Origin of the sequence: Streptomyces ochraceiscleroticus (assembly GCF_000720485.1) — a bacterium.
Taxonomy (GTDB): domain Bacteria; phylum Actinomycetota; class Actinomycetes; order Streptomycetales; family Streptomycetaceae; genus Streptomyces; species Streptomyces ochraceiscleroticus.
Genome location: NZ_JOAX01000031.1, coordinates 72122 through 88213 on the forward strand (window position 1 = coordinate 72122; position 16092 = coordinate 88213).

Sequence of the window (16092 nt, forward strand, 5' to 3'; positions counted from 1 at the left end):
CGCGGCCCGCGGGGTCCCGCTCTCAGCGGCCCGCGCCCGGCCGTCCGGGTGGCGGCGGCTCCGGCGGCGGCTGGTCCGAGTCCCGCCGCGGGCGGGGGCGCGGCCGGGCGGGGCGGGGCAGCGGCTTGCCGCTCACGGTGGGCGCCGAGGCGGTGTCGCTGCCGTGCGGCGGCGGCTTCCGGGGCGGCTCGTTCCGGGGCGGGCCCTCTCGGGGCGGCTCCTGGGCCGGGGTCACCCGGGGCGGCCCCGATCGGGGCGGTGGCGTCCGCATGTACGGATTGGTGTCCGGGTTCGGCCGCCGGTACGGGGTCGACGGCGTGTACGGCCCCGGCGGCTCCGGGCTCCCGTACCCCGGCCCGTCCGCCGCCGGCCCGTGCACCGGTACCGGCGGGCCGCCCGCGCTCCGGCCCGCGAGCCCCGTCCCGACCGCCAGCAGCGCACCCGCCAGCCCGGCCGCCGCGCCCCACAGCGCGCCCAGCAGCAGCCCGGCTCCGGGGCTCCCGCGCAGGTCGAGGCCCGCCCCGTGGACGCTGATGTCCAGGAAGGCCAGCCGGACGTCCGCCGTGACCTCCGTCAGCCACACCAGCAGCGGTACGGCCAGTGCGGTCAGCGCGCCCAGGCGCAGCGCACAGCCGCCCGCGTACGCCAGGACACCGGATGCCTCGCGCGCCGTGCGGGCGGCCGTCAGGACCCCGGCCAGCAGCATCAGCACGGCTGCCACCAGCACCGCGAGCCACGCCCACCCCGTCTGCTCCGCCACCCGCTGCAGGGTGACCGGCCGCGCGCCCCCGCCGCCCAGCAGCTCCCGCAGCGGCGCCGGCAGGGCCGGCAGCAGCGCCCCGCTCGCCGAGCCGTGCCAGGGCACGAACAGGCCCAGCGGCAACGCGAGCCACACCCCGTTGGGCGCGCCCAGCAGCGCGGCCCCCAGCGCCCGCCGCGGCTGGCCGCCGCTGGTCACCCCGTACACCCCGGCCGCCAGGCCCAGGAGTACCGCGAGGCCCAGCACCTGGGTGAGCGCGGAGGCGGCGGGGCGGACGGCGCGGCCCGCACCGGCCAGCGCCCGGGGGAGCGGGGTGCGCCGCGAAGCCGCCAGCGCGATCAGCAGGACGGCCAGTACCCACACCGCGCCGGCCACCAGCGAGGGCCACGCGGCCACCTCGAAGTCGATGCGGAGCCGGGCGTCCGCGAGGTCCGCGAGCCCGTCCGGCAGCCCGAGGCCGGGCAGCTCCCGCCCCGGATCCGATAAGTCGCCGAGGCCCGGTAAGTCACCGAGATCCGGCAGATCGCCGAGGCCCGGCAGGTCCGGCAGCCGGTCGAGCGGCCCGCCGTCCCCGCTGCCGGGGCCGGGTATCAGCGCTCGCCCCGGGATCGTTACGGAGTCGTGTCCGGCCCAGGTGAGGCCGCCGACCAGCGCGGTGAACAGCGCGGCCACCGTCGCGGCGCGCGCCGCCAGCCCGCCCGCCGTGCCCCCGCCCGGCACCGCGCGCAGCGACCGAAGGAACAGCGCTCCCAGCACCACGGCACCGGTCAGTCCCACGCCCAACGGCACGATGTCAATGGCAGTTTCGGCCGTCAGGCCGGACATCCCGAAGGCCGAGACATCACCCCGCGGGGTCACCGATCCCCCTACCGCCAGCACCATGACGGCGGCCGTCATCGGGCCCAGCGAACCGTACGCATCGGCGCCCAGCAGATGCAGCCCGAGCGCCGCGACGCCTGCCATCGCCAGGAACGCGCAGCAGACCGTGACGACGGCGGAGAGCAGCACAGCACCCGGTCCTGTGTGCGGAGTTGCGGTCGCGCTCATCGCGGCCCCCGATCGTGAAGCCGATCGATGCTGAGTCATCCGTGTTGCCCGCATCGCGTGGCATCCGTACGGATCCGTGGGTTTCTCCCACTCTCCGGGGGCCTTTCGACGGCGTCAACCGACGACAACACTGTCCGCTTCGTGCTCTTGTCACGGCCCGGCTTTCGGTCGTGGCCCGCTGCCTGGAATAGTTCCTCACGATGTTCACCATCCCTAGACTTCCCGTGCAGGGGGTCACTCGGGGGACAACTAGTGGGGCATGGAGTGCCTGAACTCGTACTCGAAATCAACGGAATGACCTGGGCGCTCGATCCGTCCCGGGTGTACAGCCTGGGGCGCGATCCCCAGGGTGATGTGGTGCTGGACGACGCGCGGGTGTCGTGGCGGCACGCGACCGTGCGCTGGGGAGGGCGCAGTTGGGTCATCGAGGACCAGGGCAGTACCAACGGCACGTATGTGCAGGGGCAGCGGATCCACCAGATGGAGATCGGCCCCGGCTCGACCGTGCACCTCGGTAACGCCACCGACGGTCCCCGGCTGACCCTCAGCGGTACGGCGGCGGCCGCCGCGGCGGACGCGTACGCCGCGCAGCCCACGGCGCCGGCCAACGACGCGTACGCCGCGCAGCCGGCGGCTCCGGCCCCCGCCCAGCAGGGATGGCAGGGCGCGCCGCCGCAGCAGGGAGCGCCGCAGGGCCCGTCCTCGTACGGCGCCGGTATCCCGCCGCAGGGCGGGCCGCAGCAGCCCCCGGCACAGGGCGGCGCGGCCTCGCAGGCGGCGGGCGACCGCAGCCCGACCACCTTCCACCAGCTCGACCTCGGCCGCGTCATGCGCATCGGCCGTGCCCTGGAGAACGAGCTGGTCGTCTCCGACCTGCAGGTCTCCCGGCACCACGCGGAGTTCCGGGCCACGCCCGACGGCCGCTTCGAGATCCACGACCTGGGCAGCCACAACGGTACGTACGTCAACGGCCAGCCGGTCCCGAAGAGCGGCAGCGCCCTCATCGGACCGAACGACACCGTCGGCGTCGGTCACTCGACATTCCGGCTGGTCGGCGACCGGCTCGAAGAGTTCGTCGACACCGGTGAGGTCACCTTCTCCGCGCGCCACCTGACCGTCACGGTCGAGGGCGGCAAGCAGATCCTGAAGGACGTCTCCTTCGGCGTGCCCGAGAAGTCGCTGGTCGCGGTCATCGGCCCGTCCGGCTCCGGCAAGTCCACGCTGCTCAAGGCGCTCACCGGTTACCGCCCCGCCAATCAGGGCGACGTCCTCTACGACAACCGGAACCTGTACAAGCAGTTCGCCGAGCTGCGGCAGCGCATCGGTCTGGTCCCGCAGGACGACATCCTGCACAAGGAGCTGACCGTCCAGAAGGCGCTGCGGTACGCGGCCAAGCTCCGCTTCCCCGGTGACACCGCCGAGGCCGAGCGCGAGGCCCGCATCGACGAGGTGCTGCACGAGCTCAAGCTGCACGTGCACAAGGAGAAGAAGGTCACCTCGCTCTCCGGCGGCCAGCGCAAGCGCGTCTCGGTCGCCCTGGAGCTGCTGACCAAGCCGTCGCTGATCTTCCTGGACGAGCCGACCTCCGGCCTCGACCCGGGCATGGACCGCGACGTCATGAAGCTGCTGCGCGACCTCGCCGACGACGGCCGCACGGTCCTGGTGGTCACGCACTCCGTCGCCGAGCTCGCGCTCTGCGACAAGCTGCTGGTCATGGCGCCCGGCGGCGGCGTCGCCTACTTCGGCCCGCCCGAGGAGGCGCTGAACTTCTTCCAGTACGAGACCTGGGCGGACGTCTTCTCGGCGTTCGAGAACTACCGGGACTACGACTGGATGGGCCGCTGGCGCGGCTCCCCGCACTACCAGATGTACGCGGCCGACATCGACGCCGTCGCGCCGCAGTCGGTCAGCGTCCAGGCCCCGCCGGCCCGGATGCAGAAGTCCCAGAGCTGGGGCTCGCAGCTCTGGACCCTGATGCGGCGGTACGTCTCCGTGATCGCCTCCGACCGCGGTTTCCTGGGCCTGATGCTGATCCTGCCCGCCGTGCTCGGCGTGGTCTCCATGCTGATCCCCAGCGACTTCGGCCTCGGCTACGGCCCGATCGATCGGGCCCGCACCAACCGTGACGCAGCGACGATCATGCTGATCCTCACGGTCGGCATGTGCTTCTCCGGCGCGGCCAACTCGGTACGTGAGCTGATCAAGGAACGCGTCATCTACGAGCGCGAACGGGCCACCGGCCTGTCCCGCTCGGCGTACCTGATGTCAAAGGTGGTCGTGCTCGGCCTGGTCACCGCCCTCCAGGGCGTGATCATCGCGGCGATCGGCTTCTCGACCCGCAACATGCCCGCCGAGGGCCTGATCGTGCAGGACCTGCCGGCCATCGAGATGACGGTCGCGATCATCGCGCTCGGCTTCACCTCGATGATGTTCGGCCTGCTGATCTCCTCGCTGGTCAAGACCGCCGAGAAGACCATGCCGCTGCTGGTCATGTTCGCCATCGTGCAGGTCGTCTTCACCGGCGTGCTCTTCCAGCTCTACAACACGCCGGGCGTCGCGCAGTTCGCCTGGCTGATGCCGTCGCGCTGGGCGGTCGCGGCGCTGGGCGCCACCGCCGACCTGAACACGCTCCTGCCGTGGGACAAGACCGCCCCCGACCCGCTGTGGCAGCACCAGACCGGCGTCTATGTGATGGACATGGTCTTCCTGCTGGCGCTCGGCGTGATTCTCGCCTTCGCGGTGGCGCGCCTGCTGCGCCGCCATGAGCCCGAGGTCATGCGCAAGTAACGCGTCACGCATTTCTTGTGCATCGCATACGAAGAGCCGCGAGGGGCGGCACCCGGAAATCGGGTGCCGCCCCTCGCGGCATTCATCGTCCGGCGCCGGTGCTCCGGCGCGCCGCAGTGGCTCAGTACGCCGAGTCGACGTTGTCCATGGAGCCGTACTTGTCGGCCGCGTAGTTACAGGCGGCGACGATGTTGGCGACCGGGTCGTACAGGTCGTTCGCCGTGCCCTCGACGTGGTACTGGTCGAAGGTCGGCTGGATGACCTGCAGCAGGCCCTTGGACGGAATACCGTTCTGGGCGTTCACGTCCCAGTTGTTGATCGCCCGCGGGTTACCGCCGGACTCACGGATGACGTTGCGCTTGATGCCCTCGTAGGAGCCGGGAATCCCGTGCTTCTTCATGATCGAGAGGGATTCGCGGATCCACCCGTCGAGGTTGTTGGCGTAGGTGACCGGCTGGCGCTCGCTGGACCGGCTCGCGGCCTGCGTCGCCTTGTTCTTGGCGGCCTCCTTGGCCCGGGCGGCCGCGTCGGCGGCGGCCTTGGCCTTGGCCTGGGCGGCGGCCTTGGCGTCGCCCTCGGCCTGCTTCTTCGCGGCGAAGGCGGAGGCGCTGGCCTGCTCGGCGGCGCGGGTGCTGTTCTGGGTCAGCTCGGCGTTCTGGGCCTCGGCGGCGGCGTTGTCGACCAGGCTGTACGCGGAGGAGTCGTCGACCACGTGGTAGGCGACGGGCTTCACGTTCTGCGCCGTCGCGGCGTGGGTCGGCTCGGCGTTGGCCGAACCCGGGACGATGGCGAAGACCACGGCGGCGGCACCGCCCGCGGCCACGGCAGCGGCGGAGAGCTTGTGATTCCGGTTCAGGCGGCTGTAGCCAGGAATGGCGTGCAGGGGCATGCGGAAAGAACCTCTTCCAATGGGGGACGTCGCGTGGGCCGGATTGGCGCGAGAACGCCGAGATCCTTTTCCACGGCGCCGGGCGACGTCAGCCATTGTTAGCGGTCGAAATTTGACCAGGCAATCATGTGACGTACGAAGCTGGATAGTGGAACCCGGGGCCACCGAATTGCGTCCGAAAGGACTCAGTCCAAGGGGTGGCTCGGATCAACTCCTGCGGCTGCCCGCATTCACAGGCCACTAACCCCGGTCGTAAGTGATGTACGCCCTATGTGCGGGCTCACATGTTTAGGGGTGCTGCCTGCCGTTATGTCATTGACTCGGCACGGAAAGTGAGCGCCGGAAGTGCGTGCGCGGGGGCGTGGTTCCAGGCCGGCGGGCCGCGAAAGACCGCCTTTCCCTGCCCCCTATATATAGAGGGCAGAAAGTCCCCGCTCCAAAGTGGGCCGATGGTCCCGGGTGCCGGGAGCGGAAAGGCCCGCCCCGGGCCGTGCCCGCCGCCCGCCCGCGCCGTATCCGCCGCCCGCCCGGACCGTGCCGCCGCCCGGCCTTGCGCCCTACGCCCCCGGACGTAGCCGGCGCCCCGCCGGAGGCGGATACGCGCCGTGCGGGCCGCCGGTACGGTGAGTGCATGACCAAGGGACCAGGGGCGGAGCGGGGAGCCGGGCTCTCCGCGGTGAGCGGCGCCATCCTCGCCATGAGCCGCCACCTGGAGGTACGCGACGTGCTCAAGACGATCGTCGCGTCCGCCCGCGAGCTGCTGGACGCGGAGTACGCCGCGCTCGGCGTGCCGGACGATCACGGCGGCTTCGCGCAGTTCGTCGTGGACGGGGTGAGCGAGGAGCAGTGGAAGGCCATCGGCCCGCTGCCCCGCCAGCACGGCATCCTCGCCGCGATGCTCCGGGAGGCCACCCCGCAGCGCCTCGGCGACGTCCGCCGGGACCCCCGCTTCGAGGGCTGGCCCAGCGCCCACCCCGATATGTCCGACTTCCTGGGCATGCCGGTCGCCGACGGCGACGAGATCCTCGGTGCGCTCTTCCTCGCCAATAAACGGCGCTGTGCGGAGGGAGGCCCCCCGAGCCCGGAGCCGGCCGGCGGCTGCGGCTTCACCGAGGAGGACGAGGCGCTGCTCGGCATGCTCGCCCAGCACGCCGCCATCGCCCTGACCAACGCCCGGCTGTACGAGCGCAGCCGCGAGCTGACCATCGCGGGGGAGCGCGCCCGGCTGGCGCACGAGCTGCACGACGCGGTCTCCCAGAAGCTCTTCTCGCTGCGGCTGACCGCGCAGGCCGCCACCGCGCTGGTCGACCGCGACCCGGCCCGCGCCAAGGGCGAGCTTCAGCAGGTCACGCGGCTCGCCGCTGAGGCCGCCGACGAGCTGCGGGCCGCCGTCGTGGAGCTGCGCCCCGCCGCCCTGGACGAGGACGGCCTGATAGCCACGCTGCGTACCCAGATCCAGGTGCTCGACCGCGCGCACAGCGCCAAGGTCACCTTCGCCGCCCACGGGCTGCGGGCGCTGCCCGCCTCCCAGGAGGAGGCGGTGCTCCGGGTCGCGCAGGAAGCCCTGCACAACGCGCTGCGCCACGCCGACGCGCAGCGTGTCGACGTCACTCTCGTGCGTCACGGGCAGGGCGCGGTGCTCCGGATCGCCGACGACGGCCGCGGCTTCGACCCGAGCGCTGTCCGCCGGGCCGGGCGCCACCTCGGCCTGGTGTCGATGCGGGACCGGGCGAGCGGTGTCGGCGGCATGCTCACGGTGGAATCGGCGCCCGGCAAGGGCACCGCTGTCGAGATGGAGGTCCCCGGTGGCTGACGGAGGCAGGGGCCCGCTCGGCGGCCCCATCAAGGTGCTGCTGGTCGACGACCACCAGGTCGTACGGCGCGGGCTGCGCACGTTCCTGGAGGTACAGGACGACATCGAGGTCGTGGGGGAGGCCGCCGACGGTGAGGAGGGCGTCGCCGCGGCGGAGCGTCTGCGCCCCGACGTCGTGCTGATGGACATCAAGATGCCCGGTATGGACGGCGTCGAGGCGCTGCGGCTGCTGCGGGAGCAGCAGAGCCCCGCCCGGGTGCTGATCGTGACGAGCTTCACCGAGCAGCGGACCGTCATCCCGGCGCTGCGCGCGGGCGCCGCGGGCTATGTCTACAAGGACATCGACCCCGACGCGCTGGCCGGCGCCATCCGGTCCGTGCACGCCGGGCACGTCCTGCTCCAGCCCGAGGTGGCCGACGCGCTGCTCAGCCAGGAGGACACGGGCGGCGGCCAGGGCCGCGGCGGTTCCCTCACCGACCGGGAGCGCGAGGTGCTGGCCCTGATAGCGGACGGCCGCTCCAACCGCGAGATCGCCCGCGCCCTGGTCCTCTCCGAGAAAACGGTCAAGACCCACGTCTCGAACATCCTCATGAAACTGGACCTCTCAGACCGCACCCAGGCAGCCTTGTGGGCGGTACGCCACGGAGTGGGCGCGTAAGCGCCCACCAGGGGCGCGGGGAACTGCGCGAGCAACCACAACGGTGGCGCGCTCGGCCGCATGCCCGCAGGGCCCGTGGCGGCCCCCGTCAGGGGCGCGGGGAACTGCGCGCCCGGCCACGACGGTGGCGCGCCGGGGGTACTCGCCGGGCCCCCGTGGCGCGGCCCCCGTCGGAGAATCGGCCCCCTACGGGGCCTTCCGCTCCCGCTCCTCCACAGCCGCGTTGTACGCCGCCACCTGCGCCCGCCGAGCAGTCCGCTCCACCGGCCGCAACGCGTCCCGCCGCGCCGCGATCTGCGACGAGCTGACGGCCGCACCATGCTCCCGGCCACCCCCGCCGGGCCCCTCCGCGATGCGGACAAGCGCCCCCACCTTCTGCGCCAGCTCCAGCACCCGCACGGCCCGTGGCGGATACCCCGGCGCCAGCAGCTGCCGCCCGGCCTCGGCCCGCGCGCGGTACGCCGCCAGCGCCGCGTCGGCGACCGGGCCCGATCCGGCCACATCCAGCTTCGCCAGCAGCTCCGTCGCCTCCCGCAGCGCCTGCGCCAGCTCCCGCTCCGCCTCGCCGAGCGAGGGCACGTCCGCCGGCGGCGCGTCCCGTACCGCCAGGCAGTGCCATACGACCTCGACGTGCACATCGCCCTCGGGCCCGGCCTCGTGCACCTCCGGCACCAGCCCCAGCGCCACCCCGCAGGCGGTGACCGCCTCCTCGGCCTCTATCGCGCGCGCGTTGAACTCCGGCGGGCCGCTCAGCCCCAGCGGGTGCCCCGGCACCGGCAGCGCCACCCGCAGTCCGGTCGCGCCCAGCGCCCGCAGCCGGCCGAGCGCGAGCGTCAGCCCCACCGGCCCCGGCTCGCCGGGCAGCCCGGTGACGCGGTGCACCGCGTCACCCTCCGCGATCCGCTCCGCTGCGTCGTCAGGTGGGACAAGCCCGGCCAAGAGGGCATTTCCCCACGCGGCCAGCCGTCCTGATCGAGGTTCATCGAGCATGGACCCAGCCTAAGGACAGGCACTGACAATGGGTGGCGTAGGTTTGCAGAGGGCTGCGCCCACAGGCGCACCGACGACCGAGATGCAATGGGAGACAACGCGCTCATGAGCGATGTTCTGGAGCTGGTGGACGTATCCGTGGTCCGCGAGGGCCGGGCTCTGGTGGACCAGGTCTCCTGGTCGGTGAAGGAGGGAGAGCGCTGGGTGATCCTGGGCCCGAACGGCGCCGGCAAGACCACCCTCCTCAATGTCGCCTCCAGCTATGTCTTCCCGACCACGGGCACCAGCACGATCCTCGGCGAGACCCTCGGCAAGGTCGACGTCTTCGACCTCCGCCCGCGCATCGGCATGGCCGGCATCGCGCTCGCGGACAAGCTGCCGCGCCGCCAGACCGTGCTGCAGACCGTGCTCACCGCCGCGTACGGCATGACCGCCACCTGGCAGGAGCACTACGACCCCGTCGACGAGCAGCGCGCCCGCGCCTTCCTCGACCGGCTGGGCATGACCAAGTACCTCGACCGGAACTTCGGCACCCTCTCCGAGGGCGAGCGCAAGCGCACCCTCATCGCCCGCGCGATGATGACCGACCCGGAGCTGCTCCTGCTGGACGAGCCGGCCGCCGGCCTGGACCTCGGCGGCCGCGAGGACCTCGTACGCCGCCTCGGCAGACTCGCCCGCGACCCGTTCGCACCGTCGATGGTCATGGTCACCCACCACGTCGAGGAGATCGCGCCCGGCTTCACCCACGTCCTGATGATCCGTCAGGGCAAGGTGCTCGCCGCCGGCCCCATCGACCTGGAGCTGACCTCCAGCAACCTCTCCCGCTGCTTCGGCCTGCCGCTCATCGTCGAGCGCAACGGCGACCGCTGGACCGCCCAAGGTCTGCCGCTCACCTGACAGTTGGCGCGGAACGATCGCTGACCGGGGCCGGGGCCGAAAAGCCCCGGCCCGATCCGGTCGCGATCGATCGCACCCTGTCCGCGACGCCGCTCGCCGATCTACCATGAGCCCGTGGATGCATGGGTGTGGTGGCTCATCGCTGCCGTAGGGCTGGGAATTCCTCTCGTCGTCACCGCGATGCCCGAGTTCGGGATGTTCGCGGTCGGCGCTGTCGCGGGTGCCGTGGTGGCCGCGCTGGGCGGTGGCATCGTCGCGCAGGTCATCGTCTTCGCCGCCGTCTCGATCGCGCTCGTCGCCGTCGTGCGTCCGATCGCCAAGCGCGCCCGCTCCGGAAGGCCGGGCATGGCCTCGGGCATTGACGCCCTGAAGGGCAGGCAGGCCACGGTGCTCGAACGGGTCGACAGCTCCGGCGGCGGCCGCATCAAGCTCAACGGTGAGGTCTGGTCCGCCCGCGCGCTGGACGAGGGTCAGGTCTACGAGCCAGGGCAGAAAGTGGACGTCGTGGACATCGAGGGAGCAACCGCCGTCGTCATGTGACGGCCTTGATCAACTGCCCCTCGCAGGACCGGAGAACGGCCTGCACAAGAGGGTGAGTCTCTGAAAGACTCGATCACCTACTCGCCGGGCGGGACCGGCCGACAGCTATGGAAGGACACGAGGAGCCACTGTGGAACCGATCATCATCGTCCTGATCATCCTGGTGGTGCTGGTGTTCATCGCACTCATCAAGACGATCCAGGTCATTCCGCAGGCCAGCGCCGCCATCGTCGAGCGCTTCGGCCGCTACACCCGCACGCTGAACGCGGGCCTGAACATCGTCGTGCCGTTCATCGACTCCATCCGCAACCGCATCGACCTGCGCGAACAGGTCGTGCCCTTCCCGCCCCAGCCGGTCATCACGCAGGACAACCTCGTCGTCAACATCGACACCGTCATCTATTACCAGGTGACGGACGCCCGCGCCGCGACGTACGAGGTCGCCAGCTACATCCAGGCGATCGAGCAGCTCACCGTCACCACGCTCCGGAACATCATCGGCGGCATGGACCTGGAGCGCACCCTCACCTCCCGCGAGGAGATCAACGCGGCGCTGCGCGGCGTCCTGGACGAGGCCACGGGCAAGTGGGGCATCCGCGTCAACCGCGTCGAGCTCAAGGCCATCGAGCCGCCGACCTCCATCCAGGACTCGATGGAGAAGCAGATGCGCGCCGACCGTGACAAGCGCGCCGCGATCCTCCAGGCCGAAGGTGTCCGGCAGTCCGAGATCCTGCGCGCCGAGGGCGAGAAGCAGTCCGCGATCCTCCGCGCCGAAGGTGAGGCCAAGGCCGCGGCCCTGCGCGCCGAGGGTGAGGCCCAGGCGATCCGCACGGTCTTCGAGTCCATCCACGCCGGCGACGCTGACCAGAAGCTGCTCTCCTACCAGTACCTCCAGATGCTCCCGAAGATCGCCGAGGGCGACGCCAACAAGCTCTGGATCGTGCCCAGCGAGATCGGCGACGCGCTCAAGGGCCTCGGCGGCGCGCTCGGCAACTTCACGCCCGGCGGCGGCACCCCGTCCGCCCCCACCACCCCCCTCGAGAAGCCGTCCATCGACTGACGGCGCGCCACGGCCGTCTCGGACCGTGGCCCCGCGGCGCACCCACCGGACCCCTGGTGCATGATCGGTTCATGACGCACCGATCACGCGCCGGGGGTTCCGTATGACCGCCAGGGGTTCCGTATGACCTTCTGGGAAGCGTTCGCCGTCTTCGCCGCAGGTCTGGGCGCGGGCGCCATCAACGTCGTCGTCGGCTCCGGGACGCTCATCACCTTCCCGGTCCTGCTCGGCATCGGCCTGCCGCCCGTCACCGCCAACGTCTCCAACAACCTCGGCCTCGTACCGGGCGCCATCAGCGGTGCCATCGGCTACCGCCGCGAACTGCGCGGCCAGCGCCGCCGGATCATCCGCTTCGGCGCCACCGCCCTCGTCGGCGGCCTGGCGGGCGCCGTCCTGCTGCTCGCCCTGCCCTCCGACGCCTTTACCGCGATCGTCCCCGTCCTCGTCGCCATCGCTCTCGTCCTCGTCGTCCTGCAGCCCCGGCTGTCCGCCGCCGTGAAGGCCCGCGGCGCCCGCAACGGCACCGTCCCGCACCGCGACGGCGGCATCGCGCTCCTGACCGGCCTGCTGCTCTCCAGCGTGTACGGCGGCTACTTCGGCGCCGCCCAGGGCGTCCTGTACATCTCCCTGATGGGCCTGCTGCTCGACGAGAACCTGCAGCGCCTCAACGCCCTCAAGAACGTGCTCGCGCTGGTCGTCAACGCCATCGCCGCGGTCTTCTTCCTCTTCGTCGCCGACTTCGACTGGACGGCGGTGCTGCTGATCGCCGTCGGCTCCGCGCTCGGCGGCCAGCTCGGCGCGAAGATCGGCCGCCGGCTGCCGCCCGCCGTCCTGCGCGGCGTCATCGTCGCGGTCGGCGTCGTCGCCATCGCTCAGCTCCTGCTGCGCTGAGAGGCACACCTACGACAAAGGGGCGCGGGTGTCTCCCCGCGCCCCTTCACGTACACCCGTGCGCTGGCCCTACGCCGACTGCACCAGCCAGTCCGGCAGCTCCTCCCGTACCGACACCCCCAGCGCCGCCAGCATCGTGTCGGCGGGCGTCGGCACGAACGGCCGCCGCAGCAGCTCCATCCCCGCCTGCTCCGGCGTCCGGTCCGCCTTGCGGTGATTGTCCTCGGCACACGAGGCGACCGTATTCAGCCATGTGTCACCGCCCCCGTGCGCCCGCGGCACCACGTGGTCCACGGTCGTCGCCCGCCGCCCGCAGTACGCGCACCGGTGCTGATCCCGCACCAGTACGCCCCGCCGCGACCACGGCGCCTGTCTTCGGAACGGCACCCGTACGTATCTGCTCAGCCTGATCACCAGCGGTACCGGGAGATCCAGCGCGGCGGCACGGATGCGCAGTCCGGGGTGCGCCTGCTCGACCACGGCCTTGTCCTGCATGACCAGCACGATCGCCCGCCGCAGCGACACCGTCGACAGCGGCTCGAAGCTCGCGTTGAGTACCAGCGTCTCGCGCATCCCGACCACCTCCCGCATTCCGTCCGCCGCTCGGCGAAGTGGCTCCACTGTGCAGTTCCAGTGATCCCCCGGACAACGCAATTTCCGTCTGCCACAAGGGAGATGACAGGTGAGCAACGAGCGAACGAACGGCGAACCGGAAAGGGGGAGAGGAACCGGGAAAGGAAGAGAGAAAGAGAGAGCGGGGGAACGCTCCGGGCCCCGCCCCCGTGATTCAGGGACCCGGAGCGTCACGGCAGCCGGCGCGGGCGTCCGACACGAGGCGGACTCCGGCAGACAGCAGGGGACACACCTGCGCCCCGCCGCCCCCGCCACTGCGGTGCCGACTGCCCGACGGCCATGTGGCAACCGTCGGCCAAGCACCACTCTGCGATCCGGGGCGCCGGGGCGCAACGGAATTACGGGCGAGCCCGCGTCACCCCTCGGCGGGGATCTCGTACTCGCCGATCAGCTGGGCCCGGCCCAGCGTGTGGAACCGCAGATTGAAGCCCACCACGGCCGGCGAAGCGTCCGCGTCCGGACCGAGCTTCTCCTGGTCCACCGCGTACACGGTGAAGACGTAACGGTGCGGGCCGTCCCCGGGAGGCGGCGCCGCGCCACCGAAGTCACGCGTCCCGTAGTCGTTCCGTACGTGCACCGCGCCCTCGGGCAGGCCCTTCATGTCACCGGAGCCCGCACCGGCCGGCAGCTCCGTCACCGACGCCGGGATGTCGAACACGGACCAGTGCCAGAAACCGCTGCCGGTCGGCGCGTCCGGGTCGTAGCAGCTCACGGCGTAGCTCTGCGTGCCCTCCGGGGCGCCCTCCCACCGCAGGTGGGGCGAGGTGTTCCCCGCGCTGAACACCTGGGCGTCCGCCAGCGTCCCGCCCTCCTGCAGATCGTCGCTCACCACCGTGAACGAGGGCACCTGCGGATGAAAATCGTGCGGGAGCGGCCGGCGCTTCTGCTCGGACACTTCGACACCTCCTGATCGCATTCGGAGACCGTCCGGCCAGGTTAGAACCTGCTCGTGGCAGAACCGGTGCCCGGCCCGGCCGGAACTCATGTCACCGCGTGTCAGAAGGCGCCGCGCCGGGGGCTCAGAACCAGTTGCGCTTGCCGCCGACCTCGGCCAGCCACTGGTTCAGGTACGCCGCCCAGTCGGTGCTCTGGAAGTCGTGCAGACCCACCTGGAACGAGCGGTAGGTGTCGCTGCCCTCCGTGAACAGACCGGGCTTCTTGTCCATCTCCAGCACGACGTCCATCGCGTTGCCGTCCGCCACGAACGACACCTCGACCTGGTTCAGACCGCGGTACTGCTGCGGCGCGTACAGCTCGATCTCCTGGTAGAAGGGCAGCGTCTGCCGCGTACCCCGGATGTGCCCGCGCTCCAGATCCGCGTTCTTGAAGCGGAAGCCCAGGTGCCCGAACGCGTCCAGGATCGCCTGCTGCGCCGGCAGGGGGTGCACGTTCACCGGGTCGAGGTCACCGGAGTCCACCGCGCGGGCGATCGCCAGTTCGGTCGTGATGCCGACCTGCATGCCCCTCAGGCGCGTGTTGAGGAAGTAGGTGATGGGGGTCTCCCACGGGATCTCCAGGCCGAACGGCACGGTGTGCGCCGCGCCGGCCTGCAGCGCGAACTCCCCGCCCAGCTTCTGCTTGGCGAACTCGATGTTCTCCTTGCGCTCCCCCTCGCTGGTCTCGACCTCCACGACCGCCTGGAGCCCGACCGACAGCCCCTGGATCTCCTGGTCCACGGACCCGCCCTGGATGCGCACCTCACCGTGCACCACGCCACCGGGGACGACGTTCTCCTCGAAGAGCACCGTCTCCACCGACGCGCCTCCGGCACCCAGACTCGCCAGCAGCTTCTTGAACCCCATTGATAGTCCTCCCCAGGCACGTGCCTGTTCTTCGGTGATGTCCGGCCGCGGCACGCCTGCCCGGTCCGGGTCCGCTCCCTACGAACGCGAAACGGCGTACGACGGTTCCCCCGTCGGCCGGCCGCCGCACGCCCACAGCCTGCCAAGACGTGGTACTTGCGGGCCACTCCGCGGCCCCCTGAGAGAGCACGCGAGGTCCACTACCCTGGGAACGCATGATCTCCGAACCCACCCGTATGCCGCTCCCGCGGACATTCTTCGACCGCCCCGTCCTCGAAGTCGCCCCCGACCTGCTCGGCCGCACCCTCGTGCGCAGCACACCCGAGGGCCCCATCGAACTGCGCCTTACGGAGGTCGAGGCGTACGACGGCGAGAACGACCCCGGTTCGCACGCCTACCGGGGCCGCACGGAGCGCAACGCCTCGATGTTCGGCCCGCCCGGACACGCGTACGTCTATTTCATCTACGGCATGTGGTTCAGCCTCAACCTCGTCTGCGGCCCCGACGGCTACGCCAGTGGTGTCCTGCTGCGCGCGGGCGAGGTGCTCAGCGGTACGGAGCAGGTGGCCGAGCGCCGCCCGAAGTCCCGCCGCCCGAGTGAACTCGCCCAGGGCCCGGCCCGGCTGGCCACCGGCCTCGCCATCGACCGGCAGCTCAACGGCACGGACGTGTGCGCGGGCCCAGGTGCGCCGCTCTCCGTCCTCGAGGGCACGCCGGCCGCCCCCGACCTGGTACGCAGCGGACCGCGCACCGGTGTGGGCGGCGACGGCGCGACCCACCCGTGGCGCTTCTGGATCGACGGCGACCCGACGGTCAGCCCGTACCGGGCACACGTCCCCCGGAAGCGCCGGACCAGGGCTGCTTGACTCTGCCCGGGCAGAGCCGTAACGTGGCCCGAGCCGCTTGAGACGGGCAGCGCTATGTGCGCACGCCGCAGGCGGCACCACCATCACTTTCGAACGACTCCCTCAATCGGGTCTCCTTCGGCCATGCCGAAAACAGACTCCGATTGTGTCGGTCCGACTGAGTCGGAGCCGATTATGAGCAATCAAGGGAATCCGCTAAAGTGAGGGCACGCCGAAAAGCCCGCAGTGAAAATTGCAGCTTTGCGGCACCCCCTCCGACGGGGAATCGGAAATGAATTCGGACCGCAGCTTCCAAGAAGCGGGAACGGACGAGGATCTGGTAAAGTCGGAGCCGCGAAGAAGCCGAAAGGCCGAAACGCGCCGGCGAAAATCGGGCCCGCAAGGATCTGATAGAGTCGGAAACGCAAGACCGAAGGGAAGCGCCCGGAGGAAAGCCCGCGAGGGTGAGTACAAAGGAAG

Annotated in this window: 15 protein-coding genes; 9 read left to right on the plus strand and 6 right to left on the minus strand. The window is 71.3% G+C overall.

Annotated elements, in window-relative coordinates:
- Positions 1–22: 22 nt before the first annotated feature.
- A complete protein-coding gene (locus IG84_RS0131400) occupies positions 23–1807 on the minus strand; it encodes a streptophobe family protein (RefSeq protein WP_031064652.1) in 1785 nt (594 codons plus the stop codon).
- 264 nt (positions 1808–2071) lie between these two features.
- Between IG84_RS0131400 and IG84_RS0131405 the strand changes: the two genes are divergently transcribed.
- Positions 2072–4594, plus strand: coding sequence for an ABC transporter ATP-binding protein/permease (locus tag IG84_RS0131405; protein ID WP_031064655.1), 2523 nt, complete (start codon positions 2072–2074; stop codon positions 4592–4594).
- Positions 4595–4715: 121 nt separating this feature from the next.
- Here IG84_RS0131405 and IG84_RS0131410 read toward each other — a convergent pair whose 3' ends face one another.
- Positions 4716–5483, minus strand: a complete 768-nt coding sequence (locus IG84_RS0131410) for a transglycosylase SLT domain-containing protein (RefSeq protein WP_031064658.1) — start codon at positions 5481–5483, stop codon at positions 4716–4718.
- A 631-nt stretch (positions 5484–6114) separates the two neighbouring features.
- Here IG84_RS0131410 and IG84_RS0131415 point away from each other — a divergent pair.
- Positions 6115–7296 carry a GAF domain-containing sensor histidine kinase gene (locus IG84_RS0131415; RefSeq protein ID WP_031064661.1) on the plus strand — a complete coding sequence of 394 codons (1182 nt, stop codon included), beginning with the start codon at positions 6115–6117 and terminating at the stop codon, positions 7294–7296.
- Positions 7289–7954 carry a response regulator gene (locus IG84_RS0131420; RefSeq protein ID WP_037801061.1) on the plus strand — a complete coding sequence of 222 codons (666 nt, stop codon included), beginning with the start codon at positions 7289–7291 and terminating at the stop codon, positions 7952–7954. The genes IG84_RS0131415 and IG84_RS0131420 overlap by 8 nt, the downstream gene beginning before the upstream one ends.
- Positions 7955–8140: 186 nt before the next feature.
- Here IG84_RS0131420 and IG84_RS0131425 read toward each other — a convergent pair whose 3' ends face one another.
- Entirely contained in the window at positions 8141–8944 is an 804-nt protein-coding gene (locus IG84_RS0131425; RefSeq protein WP_031064667.1) for a hypothetical protein, read from the minus strand.
- A 105-nt stretch (positions 8945–9049) separates the two neighbouring features.
- Between IG84_RS0131425 and IG84_RS0131430 the strand changes: the two genes are divergently transcribed.
- The 4 genes from IG84_RS0131430 to IG84_RS0131445 all read left to right on the plus strand — a co-directional run bounded on the left by IG84_RS0131430 (position 9050) and on the right by IG84_RS0131445 (position 12332).
- On the plus strand, positions 9050–9841 hold the full coding sequence (locus IG84_RS0131430; RefSeq protein WP_031064670.1) for an ABC transporter ATP-binding protein: 792 nt from the start codon (positions 9050–9052) through the stop codon (positions 9839–9841).
- 114 nt (positions 9842–9955) lie between these two features.
- Complete coding sequence (locus IG84_RS0131435; RefSeq protein WP_078649617.1) at positions 9956–10381, plus strand: NfeD family protein; 426 nt, start codon at positions 9956–9958, stop codon at positions 10379–10381.
- Between the two features lie 130 nt (positions 10382–10511).
- Positions 10512–11441: an SPFH domain-containing protein gene (locus tag IG84_RS0131440; RefSeq protein ID WP_031064674.1), complete on the plus strand. Its 930-nt coding sequence runs from the start codon at positions 10512–10514 to the stop codon at positions 11439–11441.
- Between the two features lie 123 nt (positions 11442–11564).
- Positions 11565–12332 carry a sulfite exporter TauE/SafE family protein gene (locus tag IG84_RS0131445; protein WP_031064678.1) on the plus strand — a complete coding sequence of 256 codons (768 nt, stop codon included), beginning with the start codon at positions 11565–11567 and terminating at the stop codon, positions 12330–12332.
- Between the two features lie 69 nt (positions 12333–12401).
- Here IG84_RS0131445 and IG84_RS0131450 read toward each other — a convergent pair whose 3' ends face one another.
- Entirely contained in the window at positions 12402–12905 is a 504-nt protein-coding gene (locus IG84_RS0131450; RefSeq protein ID WP_031064681.1) for an HNH endonuclease, read from the minus strand.
- On the opposite strand from IG84_RS0131450, the gene IG84_RS43025 reads away from it, so the two are divergent.
- On the plus strand, positions 12795–13118 hold the full coding sequence (locus IG84_RS43025; RefSeq protein ID WP_382467428.1) for a hypothetical protein: 324 nt from the start codon (positions 12795–12797) through the stop codon (positions 13116–13118). The two genes, IG84_RS0131450 and IG84_RS43025, sit on opposite strands and share 111 nt — an antisense overlap.
- 202 nt (positions 13119–13320) lie before the next feature.
- Here IG84_RS43025 and IG84_RS0131455 read toward each other — a convergent pair whose 3' ends face one another.
- A complete protein-coding gene (locus tag IG84_RS0131455; protein ID WP_031064683.1) occupies positions 13321–13860 on the minus strand; it encodes a YbhB/YbcL family Raf kinase inhibitor-like protein in 540 nt (179 codons plus the stop codon).
- Between the two features lie 124 nt (positions 13861–13984).
- Positions 13985–14767 carry a sporulation protein gene (locus tag IG84_RS0131460; protein WP_031064685.1) on the minus strand — a complete coding sequence of 261 codons (783 nt, stop codon included), beginning with the start codon at positions 14765–14767 and terminating at the stop codon, positions 13985–13987.
- A gap of 215 nt (positions 14768–14982) precedes the next feature.
- Between IG84_RS0131460 and IG84_RS0131465 the strand changes: the two genes are divergently transcribed.
- Positions 14983–15633, plus strand: a complete 651-nt coding sequence (locus IG84_RS0131465; protein ID WP_031064687.1) for a DNA-3-methyladenine glycosylase — start codon at positions 14983–14985, stop codon at positions 15631–15633.
- The last annotated feature ends 459 nt before the right edge of the window (positions 15634–16092 follow it).